At 46.9% G+C, this 12,772-nt stretch carries 14 protein-coding genes and 2 tRNA genes; 11 read left to right on the top strand and 5 right to left on the bottom strand.

The genetic code is table 11. The annotated features are described in order from the left end of the window. The first annotated feature begins 206 nt into the window (after positions 1-206). The 4 genes from gltX to B0680_RS08165 all read left to right on the top strand — a co-directional run bounded on the left by gltX (position 207) and on the right by B0680_RS08165 (position 2,936). Positions 207-1,709 carry a glutamate--tRNA ligase gene (gltX, locus tag B0680_RS08150; RefSeq protein ID WP_078254614.1) on the top strand — a complete coding sequence of 501 codons (1,503 nt, stop codon included), beginning with the start codon at positions 207-209 and terminating at the stop codon, positions 1,707-1,709. Between the two features lie 200 nt (positions 1,710-1,909). Beyond that, positions 1,910-1,985 (top strand) — tRNA-Ala (locus tag B0680_RS08155). Between the two features lie 110 nt (positions 1,986-2,095). Further along, positions 2,096-2,171 (top strand) — tRNA-Glu (locus B0680_RS08160). A 78-nt stretch (positions 2,172-2,249) separates the two neighbouring features. After that, positions 2,250-2,936 carry a metal-dependent hydrolase gene (locus tag B0680_RS08165; protein ID WP_078254615.1) on the top strand — a complete coding sequence of 229 codons (687 nt, stop codon included), beginning with the start codon at positions 2,250-2,252 and terminating at the stop codon, positions 2,934-2,936. Here B0680_RS08165 and B0680_RS08170 read toward each other — a convergent pair. From B0680_RS08170 to B0680_RS08185, 4 genes are read right to left on the bottom strand one after another with little or no spacing between them, the layout of a single operon-like run. Next, on the bottom strand, positions 2,933-3,376 hold the full coding sequence (locus B0680_RS08170; RefSeq protein WP_078254616.1) for a hypothetical protein: 444 nt from the start codon (positions 3,374-3,376) through the stop codon (positions 2,933-2,935). The genes B0680_RS08165 and B0680_RS08170 overlap by 4 nt on opposite strands. Beyond that, a complete protein-coding gene (locus B0680_RS08175) occupies positions 3,373-4,236 on the bottom strand; it encodes a DUF3025 domain-containing protein (RefSeq protein ID WP_078254617.1) in 864 nt (287 codons plus the stop codon). Before B0680_RS08175 ends, B0680_RS08170 begins: the two co-directional genes overlap by 4 nt. Then, positions 4,236-5,123: a class II glutamine amidotransferase gene (locus tag B0680_RS08180; protein WP_078254618.1), complete on the bottom strand. Its 888-nt coding sequence runs from the start codon at positions 5,121-5,123 to the stop codon at positions 4,236-4,238. Before B0680_RS08180 ends, B0680_RS08175 begins: the two co-directional genes overlap by 1 nt. Continuing rightward, positions 5,123-6,121: a homoserine kinase gene (locus B0680_RS08185; protein WP_078254619.1), complete on the bottom strand. Its 999-nt coding sequence runs from the start codon at positions 6,119-6,121 to the stop codon at positions 5,123-5,125. The genes B0680_RS08180 and B0680_RS08185 overlap by 1 nt, the downstream gene beginning before the upstream one ends. A 175-nt stretch (positions 6,122-6,296) precedes the next feature. Between B0680_RS08185 and hisF the strand changes: the two genes are divergently transcribed. The 6 genes from hisF (at position 6,297) to B0680_RS08215 (ending at position 10,608) form a co-directional block, all read left to right on the top strand. Beyond that, the gene (gene hisF / locus B0680_RS08190) at positions 6,297-7,079 is read left to right on the top strand and encodes an imidazole glycerol phosphate synthase subunit HisF (RefSeq protein ID WP_078254620.1); all 783 of its coding nucleotides are present in this window, start codon (positions 6,297-6,299) and stop codon (positions 7,077-7,079) included. 175 nt (positions 7,080-7,254) lie between these two features. After that, on the top strand, positions 7,255-7,749 hold the full coding sequence (gene ribH, locus B0680_RS08195) for a 6,7-dimethyl-8-ribityllumazine synthase (RefSeq protein WP_078254621.1): 495 nt from the start codon (positions 7,255-7,257) through the stop codon (positions 7,747-7,749). Positions 7,750-7,980: 231 nt separating this feature from the next. Beyond that, positions 7,981-8,508, top strand: a complete 528-nt coding sequence (gene nusB, locus B0680_RS08200) for a transcription antitermination factor NusB (RefSeq protein ID WP_078254622.1) — start codon at positions 7,981-7,983, stop codon at positions 8,506-8,508. A gap of 2 nt (positions 8,509-8,510) precedes the next feature. Then, complete coding sequence (thiL, locus tag B0680_RS08205; RefSeq protein WP_078254623.1) at positions 8,511-9,440, top strand: thiamine-phosphate kinase; 930 nt, start codon at positions 8,511-8,513, stop codon at positions 9,438-9,440. A 9-nt stretch (positions 9,441-9,449) separates the two neighbouring features. Further along, positions 9,450-10,046, top strand: coding sequence for a nucleotidyltransferase family protein (locus B0680_RS08210; RefSeq protein WP_078254624.1), 597 nt, complete (start codon positions 9,450-9,452; stop codon positions 10,044-10,046). Next, complete coding sequence (locus tag B0680_RS08215; protein ID WP_078254625.1) at positions 10,027-10,608, top strand: phosphatidylglycerophosphatase A family protein; 582 nt, start codon at positions 10,027-10,029, stop codon at positions 10,606-10,608. The genes B0680_RS08210 and B0680_RS08215 overlap by 20 nt, the downstream gene beginning before the upstream one ends. A 39-nt stretch (positions 10,609-10,647) precedes the next feature. Here B0680_RS08215 and B0680_RS08220 read toward each other — a convergent pair whose 3' ends face one another. Beyond that, the gene (locus tag B0680_RS08220) at positions 10,648-11,076 is read right to left on the bottom strand and encodes a VOC family protein (protein WP_078254626.1); all 429 of its coding nucleotides are present in this window, start codon (positions 11,074-11,076) and stop codon (positions 10,648-10,650) included. Between the two features lie 186 nt (positions 11,077-11,262). Here B0680_RS08220 and glmU point away from each other — a divergent pair, with 186 nt between their 5' ends. Next, a complete protein-coding gene (gene glmU / locus B0680_RS08225) occupies positions 11,263-12,618 on the top strand; it encodes a bifunctional UDP-N-acetylglucosamine diphosphorylase/glucosamine-1-phosphate N-acetyltransferase GlmU (protein WP_078254627.1) in 1,356 nt (451 codons plus the stop codon). Positions 12,619-12,772 lie beyond the last annotated feature (154 nt).

Raw genomic sequence — 12,772 nt, forward strand, 5'->3', positions numbered from 1 at the left:
ATATAACCTTACTATTTTAGCAGTAATTGGTGTATTTTTGGGGAAAATGTGGCGGTTTTTTGTATGCGTTTGTTACTGATTTTAAACAGCTTTGCCAATCCATCAGCATTCAGCCATCTTCAGCTACCAAAAATCGTGCTAATTTGGTATCATAACCACAATTTATGCGTTATCTTAGCCATTTTTGAAATTATTTTGAGATTATTATGACTCGTCCAGTTCGTACTCGTATCGCCCCAAGTCCAACAGGCTTTCCTCATGTTGGCACTGCTTACATTGCACTATTTAACCTAGCTTTTGCCAAATCGATGGGCGGCGAATTTATCCTGCGTATCGAAGACACCGACCAAGTACGCTCAACCGCCCAATCCGAGCAAATGATTCTAAATGCCCTAAAATGGATGGGGCTAACTTGGTCAGAAGGCCCTGATGTCGGCGGCCCGCACGCACCGTATCGCCAATCGGAGCGTAGTGAAATTTATAAAAAATACGCCCAGCAGCTACTTGATGATGGTCATGCGTTCCGCTGTTTTTGTACGCCCGAAGAGCTTGATGCCATGCGTGAAGCGCAGATGGCACAAGGCCTGCCGGTCAAATATGACGGTCGCTATGCCAATCTTAGCCGTGAAGAGTCGGATGCACTAGCCGCTAGCGGTAAGCCATTTGTCATCCGTATGCGTGTGCCAACTGAAGGCGTGTGCACCATTCATGATATGCTGCGTGGTGAAGTTACCATCCCTTGGGAGCAGGTCGATATGCAAGTTTTGCTAAAGACTGACGGTCTGCCAACTTACCACCTTGCCAATGTCGTCGATGACCATTTGATGCAAATCACCCATGTACTGCGTGGTGAAGAATGGCTGCCATCAGCGCCAAAACATCAGCTATTGTATCAATATTTTGGTTGGGAGATGCCTGTACTGTGCCATATGCCACTACTGCGTAACCCTGACAAATCCAAGCTGTCTAAACGCAAAAACCCAACATCCATCACCTACTATCGTGATGCTGGCGTATTGCCTGAAGCCCTGCTAAACTATCTAGGTCGCATGGGTTATAGCCTGCCAAATGAACAAGAAAAATTCACCCTAGATGAGATGATTGCAAGCTTTGATATTAAGCGCGTCTCACTTGGTGGCCCTGTCTTTGATATCGAAAAACTCTACTGGCTAAATAGTGAATACCTGCGTGCGATGGATGTAGAAAATCTAAAAAATACTATCTTATCATGGGCAAGCGATGATGCTAAGCTTACCGCCATCACCAAAGCCATTCAGCCACGCATCAATCTACTGTCTGATGCCATCAACTGGGCGGGTTTTTATTTCCAAAACCTACCAAATGTCACCGCCGAAGATTTTGCGCATAAATCACTCGACACCGACCAACTGCTTGAAATCCTATACCTTGCCACATGGCAACTTGAGAGCTTGCCTGAATGGAGCGAAGAGAACATTTATAAGGTGCTCAAGGGCTTGGCAGCGAATTTTGAGATTAAGCTTAAGGACTTTATGCAGCCGTTCTTTGTTGCCATTGCCGGTAGCACATCAAGCACCCCTGTGATGAACTCGATGTTCGTGCTTGGTGCAGATATGACGCTAGCTCGCCTGCGCCATGCCACCGAAGTGCTTGGCGGTCTTGGCAAGAAAAAGCTGAAAAAGCTTGAAGAAAAGAACAAAGCTTTGCCAAATTTCTTGGCGGATGAATAATTGCTTGGCTTAGTAATGGTTTGGTGATAGCCAAGTTATAGCAAGCACAAAACGGCATATCCGTCATCGATGTGCCGTTTTTTATTGATAATTTATGAACAAAATCAAAGCATTATGGGATTTATGACAAATTCGCAAATTTTTTGCAAAAAAGGCTTGACGCTCCAAAAAATTACTGTATAATACGCACTCATTAGCACGGGGCTATAGCTCAGTTGGTAGAGCACTTGCATGGCATGCAAGGGGTCAGCGGTTCGACTCCGCTTAGCTCCACCAAATCGCTAATGATGAATGTAAGCACCTAGGCATTTTCTTGCATTCTAAAGCTTAAACGCTTAAATTTGAGTTATTTTTTTGATTAAAAATAAAAAAATAACACGCTTTGCGTCCCATTCGTCTAGAGGCCTAGGACACCGCCCTTTCACGGCGGTAACAGGGGTTCGAATCCCCTATGGGATGCCAATATTCTTCTCATCTGAGAGCAAAAAGCCAGTCATATAGCGACTGGCTTTTTTGTTATACGGCATTTATCCGAGCATTATGGCAAATTTTCATACTCATCTTGGCGTTGGTGCATTGGCAAGTGTTGGTGTTGCTGTTGCAGGCTTTAGCACGCAGTTGTATGGGCTGACGACAGCACTACTGTGTGCTATCATCGGTACGCTTGGCAGTTTGTTGCCTGATATTGACCTTGAGCATTCACGCCCTGCCGCACAGGGATTTTTGGTCGTCTCGCTCATCACATCGACACTCATCACCATCTTATACGCCAACCGTTATAGCGGTGATGAGCTGATATTGCATTCGCTGATGGTCTGGGCGGTGGGATTTTTGGTGCTACGATTTGGGGTGTTTGAAACCTTTAGCCGTCTGACCACACATCGCGGCATGGTGCACTCGATTCCTTATATGGCGGTGTTTGCTTTGGTGGTGGTTTGTGGGGCATTTTATGGACTGCATTTGACAGCCTTTGTCAGCTGGCTGTTTGGGCTTGTGCTATTTATCGGCTCGATGGTGCATTTGCTGCTGGATGAGATTTATAGCGTGGATGCGTTTGGCCTGCGACTCAAGCAATCCTTTGGCACAGCGATTAAGCTGTTTGAAAAAGATAAGCTCGTGCAATATGCTTGCCTATATCTGGTGCTGGGCGTGCTGTATTATTTTGCCCCACCCTATCAAGATTTGTGGCGCGGCTTGGTGCGTATCACTCGTCAGCTGATGGGTTAATACCGAAACGCCATCCCTGTCGCCACAAAACATAATGACCACAGACAAATCAAGCCCACATGAACTGCCATCACCTTGAGCGTGCTGTCGGTAAAGTTGCCCTGCTCAAGCTTTGCCACCACACGAAATCTTGCATGTAATGCGGTGATGATGGTGAGCAGTAGCCAAGTTAATTTGGCATGAATCAAGGCAGTCAAAGCCCCCATCGGTGTCAGCCAAGTTGCCACAGGCGTGATGGCGTTTAGCATATATAAGCCTGTGATGATTTGCACTGCTAGGGCTGTCATGCCAAGCGGTTCATAGCTTTTCTCGAATGTTAAAAAGCCTGCCACATCTTGCTTGCGCACAAAAGTTGGCATCAGGCGAATGAGTAGATACAGATGTCCACCTACCCAAATGCTTGCACCGATTAAGTGTAAAAATAAGGCAATTTTCATCATGTTCTACGCCCACTACGAAATACGCTGGTATCTTGATAAAAGTCAGCATCTTGACCATCCCAAAAATACGGCACACCAAGCACAGGCAAGGGCTGTAAGTCTCTTGGCGTGGTAGCAGGATTAGATAGCCAATGATTCAGCTGTGCTGCCACACGCTCATCCAATACCGTCAAGCGTTCGGCAAAAGACATCTTAAAAAACGAGCCATCCACCGGGACAATCAGCGTATGACCGCACAGATTTTTGCGGGGATGAATCAGTTGCTCTAATAGTGCATGCCCAAAGATAACAGCTTGGGCATGGACATCTGCTCGCTCATCGGTATTTGGCTGATGCCAAAACTGTCTTGGGGCAACAAGCGACCCCATCCAATCAAACTGACACAAACGCTCGGCAATAGCTGCCCCTATCGCATCATCGCTCACCGCTAGGATAATGCCATTTTCATCAAATACCGTGATGGCATCACGCACACGATTACGCCCATTGCCTGTGGCATCGTCGCCCAGATGCTTTAGATGATGAAAATTTAGCATGGCTTTGGACTTTGGAAAACTTGCCCAAATGCACGCCCCAAACCAATCGTGCAGATTATCCCGTGTGGGGATTTTGCCCGTCTCGCCGATATAGCGTTCATACGCCACGCCATGTGGCAAATCGCTTTGGTCGGTAAAGCTAAGCGCTCGCCCTGTGTGGCTTGCTAGCGATAAATGATTTTCTTTAAAATACTCATTCAGCCATGCAGACAATGGCACTTTACCATCCATGCCAAATGCCTGATGCATACGAGCAAATGGCGCTAGCCAAGGGCATGCTTGGTCAATGGTGGCAAATGCATCGGCAAAACTGGCAGTCGCCATCAGACACTTGCCCCGACTGAGCGTGCCAAAGCGATGCCTTCTTCGATGCTCATATAGGTTTTTTTGCTGGGTGTATCACGAAATACCACATCACCATCTTTAAAAATCACGCACTCATCGACGGCAAGCTGTTGCCATTTTTCATTATCCGTCAAAGGCACAGTGACCAAAATCGTTACCTTGTCATTTTCGGTGGTGACATCCTGAAAATTAATCGTCATCTCGCCATCAGACAGCTTGGCTTCACCAAATGGCGCTTTGCGGGTTAGATAAAATAATAAACTACCTGCATACGCCAAATGCCAATCACCATTAGACAATAAGCAATTGTACAAACCATTGGCGGACAGATAGCGACACTGCGCCGTCAAAAAGGCAAATAACGCTTCGTCCGATGGACGGCTTTTAAAGGTGGCTTTTAGGCGGTTCAATAGATAACAAAACGCCAATTCGCTATCAGTCGTACCCACAGGCGTATAATGCTCGGCATTGCCGTTCGCCATCAGACGCTCGGTGCGTTTGACGAAACTCTCGGTCATCTGCCCATTATGCGCAAATGCCCACTGCTCACCCCACACTTCACGCACAAAGGGATGGGTATTGGCAAGGCTGTTACTGCCCTGCGTAGCTTTGCGGATATGGGCAATGACATTCATCGCACGAATGGGGTAATTATTCACCAAATCGGCAATCGGTGATGAATGGCTTGGCTTATCATCATGAAATTGGCGCAAACCCACGCCTGCTTCATGAGCATTTTTTTCAAAAAACGCAATCCCAAAGCCGTCTTCGTGATGGTCGGTCAGCCCGCCACGCTGCCGAAAACCCGCAAAGCTAAAGCCGATATCTGTTGGGGTGTTGCAGTTCATTCCTAGAAGTTGGCACATCAGACACGCCCCCAATGAAAACTCGCCAAGCGTTTCATCAAATCAGGATTTTTGACCATAATGTCATCGCCCGTACGTCCTTGTTCACGGTTATAATGGATGACATTGAGACGCAGTAGCCAAAAGATGGTCGCAGAATAGGAAAGCATCACAGGCAAGGCTCTCTTTTCATCATCAGTCAAAGGACGCACACTCTCATATCCCGCCACAAAGGCATCCATCTTGGCGGTGTCAAAATTCACACTCTCGCCATCGGTGGCATTACCCCAAGTAGTACAAAAATCATTGATGGTGATTGCCACATCCATCAAATAATGCTCAACCGACACTTCAGTAAAATCAAGTAAGCCCGTCAAGCGTGGCGTATCCCCGCTAAAATCCCACAAGGTATTATCAGTAAACATATCCAAATGGCACAAGCCCTTTGGTAAATCGCTCGGCAAATTGGCATACGCTGTCCAAATGTCGTTCATAAGGCGAGCTTCATCGGTCGGCATAAAGGCGGTTTCACGCTCTTTGACCCTTGCCCAGTCGTACAGTGGCACGCCATAATCTTCGGCAGGCTGCAGGGTTGTTAAGGTGTCATGTAGCACTGCCAATGCCTTACCCATTTCATGACACATCACGGTGTCTGTCTGTGTCGGATGACTGCCTGCCAATTTTGGCACGAGCAAAATCGCTTTATTTTCATAACGCATGACGCAGTCTTCGCCGATTTGATTGCCTTTGGCAGTGAGCTTCACAAGCGGTGGCGCAATCGGTAATTTATCCTTTAAAGCGTGCATGACGGTTGCCATCTTTATAATATCAGCAGGCACTCGCTCTTCGTATAGGGTAAATACATAAGAAAAATCATTGCCTTCGTCGCCATCTGTCTGCACGAACCAATTGGAATTTTTCACCCCCTGAACAATGGGAATGGCTTTTTTGAATTTGACACCAAACAAACCACAAAACGCAAAAAATTCATCTTCAGACAAATGGGTATAAACAGACATAAGATTTCCTACAATCAGCACAAATCGGGCAAATCGCCCTGCGATAAAAACTTGCTGATATTTTAATGATTTTTTGATAAAATTGCCAAGTTATTTTAGGATTAAGCAGTGATTATTTCTGGCATAAGCGCCAATTACTGCCAACTATTGCCCATAATCTGCCATAGGATACGCCATGCTTGCCAAACGCCTGATCCCTTGCCTTGATGTCGAAAATGGACGCGTTGTCAAAGGCGTGAATTTTGTTGATATCAAAGATGCAGGCGATCCTGTCGAAGTCTCAAAACGCTACAACGACCAAGGTGCCGATGAAATCACCTTTTTGGACATCACCGCCACATCCGATGGGCGAGATACCACTTACCATACCGTTGAGCTGATTGCCAAGTCCATCTTTATTCCGCTAACCGTCGGTGGTGGCGTGCGTAAAATCGAAGATATCAGAAACCTACTGAACGCTGGCGCAGACAAAGTCGGCATCAACTCTGCTGCCATCACCAATCCTGATTTGGTCAATGATGCCGCCGCACGCTTTGGCAATCAGTGCATCGTCGTCTCTATCGATGCCAAGCGAGTGACCAAGCCTGATGGCAGTATGGGCTTTGAAATCTTTACCCACGGTGGTCGCAAGCCAACAGGTATCGACGCCATCGAATGGGCAAAACAAATGACCGCTCGTGGCGCAGGTGAATTGCTCGTCACCAGCATGGACGGTGATGGCACACGCCGTGGCTATGACCTTGAGCTGACTCGCACCATCGCTGACAGTGTCAATATTCCTGTCATCGCATCCGGTGGCGTGGGCAACTTACAGCATCTTGCCGATGGCGTGACCTTAGGCGGTGCTGATGCGGTACTTGCGGCGAGTATTTTTCACTTTGGCGATTATACCATCGGTGAAGCCAAAGCCTTTATGGCGGCTCAAGGTATTCCCATGCGATTGGTTGAGCCACGATAAAGCACGACAAGCACGATAAAGTCAGTTAAGCCAGTTTGTATTAGCCAATCAGACAGCTGAATCATAAGCAATTTTGCAATCAAAGGTTGCAAAATGACGCTTAAAAACACAGCCAATGTATGCTACAATAGCCTCATGATAATCATTCATATATTTTTAAAATTAGGATAAGACAATGACAACTTACACTGCACAAAAAGCCGCCATCACGCACATCGAAGGCGCTTTGGACAATAACACTGCTGTACGCATCGGTATCGCTGTTGGCCGTTTTAATGGCTTTTTGGTCGAAAGCTTGGTTGAAGGTGCTATCGACGCCCTAGTACGCCACGGTGTGCAAGGCGAAAATATCGATGTGGTGCGTGTGCCTGGTGCATTTGAGCTACCACTCACCGCCAAGCGTTTGGCTGAGTCGGACAAATATGATGCTATTATCGTACTCGGTGCCATCATCCGTGGCGCGACACCGCATTTTGACATCGTCGCCAATGAGTCTGCCAAAGGTCTAAGCCAAGTCGCACTCAGCCTAGGTAAGCCTGTCATTAACGGCATCTTGACCACCGAAAACATCGAGCAGACCATCGAGCGCGCCGGCACCAAAGCAGGCAACAAAGGCTATGAAGCCGCGATGACTGCTCTCGAGATGGTCTCAGTCCTAAAAGCCATCTAAGTTTATCCATCTTGGCATATCCATCATAGGGTGGATATGCTCGGTGCGTTTTGGCGACGCATCACGAATGAGTCATCATTCTGCACTATTTAACAGCTTCAATTGATCTTTTGCTTTGCAATCGGATGCTTGGCACGCCTTGCAAATTTGCTTGATTTGCCAATTTATGCACTGGCGAATTTATGGTATAGTAAGCCATATGCATCCTTTTGCCATTACTGGACATCGCTTATGACAGACCATATTATCCCATCAGACACAGGCTATAAGACTTCTCACACCGCCGTGCGTAAGGCACGCCGTTTTGCCCTACAGGGTCTTTATGAGTGGCTATTGACCGATTATCGCTTCTCAAAAATTGATCGCCATCTGATGGGCGGCAACGAGCCACACACCATCGCCGCTCGTACTCGTGCGGATAATGCCATGCATACTGTGCATTTGGGCTATTATCATGAATTGATGCGTCAGATCCCAGAGCAAGCAGATCAATTGGTGCTGGAATTTTCAAGCTACATCGATCGTAGCTTTGATCGTCTTGATCCTATCGAAAAAGCCGTACTGCTCATCGGTGCGTACGAGCTCAAATACAGTCTGCACATCCCTTATAAAGTCGTACTTGATGAAGCCATGCAATTGAACACCCATTTTGGGGCGACCGATGCGCATAAGCTCATCAATGCTGTGCTTGACCAATACGCCAAAGTCGTACGTGAAGCCGAAGTCAAAGCTGATCAAGCGAAAAAATCAAACGGCTGATTATGTCCGAATTTTCGCTCATCGCTCGGCATTTTTGCCGTCATCCAGCCGCTGCTGATATCGCCATCAGCGTCGGTGATGACTGCGCCGTCGTTGATGCGCCCATCGGTCAGCAGATTGTGATCTGCACCGACACGATGGTGGCAAATCGCCATTATCCAATGGACACACCAGCGCGCGCCATCGGTCATAAGGCGGTGGCGGTCAATCTATCTGATCTATCCGCAATGGGTGCGACGCCCCACAGCATCACCCTTGCTTTGAGCCTGCCAAGCTATGATGAAGCTTGGGTGGCGGATTTTGCCGATGGGCTATATGCGATTTGTGATCATTATGGCGTTAAGCTCATTGGCGGTGACACGACTTATGCACCGACCACCACCATCAGCGTGACGGCGATGGGCTTTGTGCCTGCAGGATGCGCCATCACACGCACAGGCGCTAAGCCTGATGATATCATATGTGTCAGTGGCAAGATTGGCAGTGCTGCTTTTGCCTTATTTGAGGTCCTATCAGGGCAGGCAAGCCCACTTCGCACAACACTGGATTATCCCGAGCCGCAGGTGGCACTTGGGCAAGCTTTGCATGGCTATGCCAATAGCATGATTGATATTTCTGATGGCTTGGGGCAAGATTTGGGGCATATCCTAAGCGGTAGTGGCGTGGGTGCAAAGCTATATCTGGACAATATACCTTGCGATGACTCATTGAATCAGTTGCCCTTTGCCCAAAAATATCAGCACATCCTAAATGGCGGTGATGATTATCAGCTGTGCTTTACGATGAATCAAGAAAAATTTGCCCAATTTCAAGCGGATTTTCCCGATTTATCCATTCATGCCATCGGAGAAATCACGGCAGATAGCGGCGTGCAGTTATTCGAACATGGACAAGCGGTAGCCTTTGACATCAAAGGATTTGAGCATTTTTAGGATGATGATATGAGCGATAATCTTGAAAAAACCGAACGCCTGATTCGTGAAATTAATCTGATTCATGCCAAATATTCACAAGATTATTTTGAAACAGGTAAGGTGCAAAAGGTCAATTTAAGCCGTACACTAAAAAATGTTCCCATTGAGCATATTTTATCCTATCGGCTCAATCTGCACGAAGCGATTAACGACTATCTGCTCTTTGCCGACACCAAAGATATTGCTTTTTATTATCGGGTGAAAACTTCCGAAAGCATCCACGCCAAAATCGCTCGCTATTTGGCAAGACAAAATCAATATCCCGTGAATAATATCTTAAATGATATTTTTGGTGCTCGTATTGTTTTGCCATCGGCGGATATTGCTTTGATTTTGGATAAATTGGATGAATTTAAAGAAAAATACGGTCTAAAAAACTGGTATCTGCGAGATGTGGATGGCTACATTGGCATCCATGTGTATTTCAAAAATGCCAGCAACTTTTATTATCCGTGGGAATTGCAAATTTGGGATGAAAGCGACGCCCTGACCAATATCCAAAACCACATCGCCTACAAGCGTGACTTTGTCAAACAGGAAAGCCATGAGCCAAGCCAAACCTGACATCTACAAATCCAATCAATGCCCACCTTGCCCACCGAGTGCCAGCACCTTTGACAAGTGCATCTATTGGCTTGGCATTGGCTTGGGCTCGGGCTTGCCACGCCGTGCTGCTGGCACTTGGGGGACGGTTGGCGGATTGGTGATTGCCCTGCCTTTGATTTGGGCGGGGTTTTGGGTGTTTTTGGCAGTGACACTGATTGGACTTATCATCGGCAGCCACATCTGCGGCAAGACATCACAGCTGATGGATATTGAAGATGATCCGCACATCGTATGGGATGAATGGGTGGGTATGTGGCTAAGCCTATTGCCGACGGTATTTGTGCTACATCAGTTTGGGCAGATGAGTGAGTTTTATCCAAATTCCGTGACTTTTTGGATTGTCATTGTGCTTGGTTTTGGGTTATTTCGACTGTTTGATGTGCTAAAGCCTGCACCGATTAGCTGGGCGGATAAGTATGTCTCGGGCGGGTTTGGGATTATGCTTGATGATGTGCTTGCAGGTATCATTGCAGGGATGATTACGGTGATTGTGGTGTTTAGCTTTGTGCCATTTGGCTGATAAACCACACAACGGCAGTTTATCAACCAAATCAATGGCTTATAGCTGACAGTTCACCATCCATTGGATGCCGAATTTATCCTTAATCACGCCAAACATCGCACCCCAAAAGGTCTTATCGAGTGGCGCAACTACCGTACCGCCATCAGACAGCGCATGATATAGGCGTGTCGCTTCATCCACTTCATCAGCGGTGAAATCTAGACTCACTGAATGTGCATTACCACGCAACAACGACTCATCACCGCCGCAAGTGCCTGATACCACATCCGATGCCATCAGACAATGCTCGCCAATCATCAGTTCAGCGTGCATAATCAAATTGGCATCACGCTCGCTAAGAGCGTTGTTGCCTGCTGGCATTTGCCCAAATCGCATCATGCGTGGCTCACCACCAAACACGCTGGCATAAAACTCAAATGCCGCTTCGGCTTGACCGTCAAAATTGATATAGTGATTGATTTTCATACAGTTTTCCTTGTGGGTGTATTTGTGTTATTTTTCATTATAAATACATGGCACATTGAATGATATTGAAGTTTTGTAAACTCCCTGATTTATAACAAAACCACAACCAAAGCTGTATAAAATTTTGCCAAAATCTCATGAATTTTTGCTAAAATTGATGGATTAACAATTTTTAAGGAAAATCCCATGACGCTACACACCATTATCTTAGCCGCTGGCAAAGGCACTCGCATGAAATCACGCCGCCCAAAGGTACTACAAACCTTAGCAGGTAAGGCATTGGTTCGCCATGTACTTGATACTTGCCAAAGCATTCAATCTGACAGCACGGTGCTGATTTATGGCTTTGGTGGTGAGATGGTCAAGGCGGATTTGGCGGATTATGCCGTGACTTTTGCTGAGCAAGCCGAACAACTGGGTACGGGTCATGCGGTCAAGATGGCGCTACCGCACTTGCCTGCCGATGGCAAAAGCTTGATTTTGTATGGTGATGTGCCGCTAACCCAAGCAGATACCTTGACCAAGCTTGTCGAAGCGAACACCGACGGCATTTCAATGCTGACCTTGAATGTTGCCAATCCATTTGGACTAGGTCGCATCATCCGTGAAAATGGCAAAGTCGTCGCCATCGTCGAGCAAAAAGATGCTACCGATGCCCAAAAAGCCATCACTGAGATTAACAGCGGCATCTACTGCGTGGACAATGCCCTACTGCATAAATACCTACCCATCCTAAGCAATGACAACGCCCAAGGCGAATACTATCTCACCGACATCGTCAAGCTTGCTGTCGCTGATGGCGTGACCATCGCTACCATCGCCCCAGAATACGAATTTGAAATCGAAGGGGTCAATGACCGCATTCAGCTAGCCGCTCTTGAACGCACCTATCAAGCGCACCAAATCCGAGCTCTACAGGTGAACGGCGTACAGTTCGCCGACCCAAGCCGTGTCGATATTCGTGGCACATTGACGGCGGGCAATGATGTGTTTATCGACATCAACACCGTATTTATCGGTGATGTCACTCTAGGCGATGGCGTGCAGATTGACGCAGGCAATGTGATTAGCAACACCACCATCGGCACAGGCACGCACATCAAGCCAAACTGCGTCATTGATGACAGCATCATCGGTGCTGATGTCGCCATCGGGCCATTTGCACATCTGCGTCCAAAAACTGTACTGGCAGACAAAGTCAAAATCGGCAACTTTGTCGAAACCAAAAAAACCCAAGTCGGTCTGGGTAGCAAAATCAACCACCTAAGCTATGTTGGCGATGCCGCCTTGGGTGCTGATGTCAATATCGGTGCAGGAGTGATTACTTGCAATTATGATGGTGTGAATAAATTTAACACCATCATCGGTGATAACGCCTTTGTGGGTAGTAACTCAAGCCTAGTCGCCCCTGTCAAAGTCGGTAAAGGTGCAACCATCGGCGCAGGCTCGGTCATCACCAAAGATGTGCCAGAAGACAAGCTATCATTAGCTCGTGCTCGCCAAGCCACCATCGATGGCTGGAGTCGCCCAGCCAAAAAATAAGCCATCAAGTCTATGACAATCATCAGCACAAATCATCACGATTTGTGCTTTTTTTATGGCTAATTACCCACCCATATTCACATAAATTTGTATAATCAAAATTTAATATTGCCAATTATTCACCACTGGATTATAATTGCTCAAATTTTAAGCA

This window comes from Moraxella pluranimalium (genome assembly GCF_002014825.1).
Classification (GTDB): Bacteria; Pseudomonadota; Gammaproteobacteria; order Pseudomonadales; family Moraxellaceae; genus Moraxella; species Moraxella pluranimalium.

What these genes read in the sequence shown, in the direction of transcription:
- gltX (WP_078254614.1), top strand. Translation starts at nt 207, where the DNA reads ATGACTCGTCCAGTTCGTACTCGTATCGCCCCAAGTCCAACAGGCTTT.
- B0680_RS08165 (WP_078254615.1), top strand. Translation starts at nt 2,250, where the DNA reads ATGGCAAATTTTCATACTCATCTTGGCGTTGGTGCATTGGCAAGTGTT.
- B0680_RS08170 (WP_078254616.1), bottom strand. Translation starts at nt 3,376, where the DNA reads ATGATGAAAATTGCCTTATTTTTACACTTAATCGGTGCAAGCATTTGG.
- B0680_RS08175 (WP_078254617.1), bottom strand. Translation starts at nt 4,236, where the DNA reads ATGGCGACTGCCAGTTTTGCCGATGCATTTGCCACCATTGACCAAGCA.
- B0680_RS08180 (WP_078254618.1), bottom strand. Translation starts at nt 5,123, where the DNA reads ATGTGCCAACTTCTAGGAATGAACTGCAACACCCCAACAGATATCGGC.
- B0680_RS08185 (WP_078254619.1), bottom strand. Translation starts at nt 6,121, where the DNA reads ATGTCTGTTTATACCCATTTGTCTGAAGATGAATTTTTTGCGTTTTGT.
- hisF (WP_078254620.1), top strand. Translation starts at nt 6,297, where the DNA reads ATGCTTGCCAAACGCCTGATCCCTTGCCTTGATGTCGAAAATGGACGC.
- ribH (WP_078254621.1), top strand. Translation starts at nt 7,255, where the DNA reads ATGACAACTTACACTGCACAAAAAGCCGCCATCACGCACATCGAAGGC.
- nusB (WP_078254622.1), top strand. Translation starts at nt 7,981, where the DNA reads ATGACAGACCATATTATCCCATCAGACACAGGCTATAAGACTTCTCAC.
- thiL (WP_078254623.1), top strand. Translation starts at nt 8,511, where the DNA reads ATGTCCGAATTTTCGCTCATCGCTCGGCATTTTTGCCGTCATCCAGCC.
- B0680_RS08210 (WP_078254624.1), top strand. Translation starts at nt 9,450, where the DNA reads ATGAGCGATAATCTTGAAAAAACCGAACGCCTGATTCGTGAAATTAAT.
- B0680_RS08215 (WP_078254625.1), top strand. Translation starts at nt 10,027, where the DNA reads ATGAGCCAAGCCAAACCTGACATCTACAAATCCAATCAATGCCCACCT.
- B0680_RS08220 (WP_078254626.1), bottom strand. Translation starts at nt 11,076, where the DNA reads ATGAAAATCAATCACTATATCAATTTTGACGGTCAAGCCGAAGCGGCA.
- glmU (WP_078254627.1), top strand. Translation starts at nt 11,263, where the DNA reads ATGACGCTACACACCATTATCTTAGCCGCTGGCAAAGGCACTCGCATG.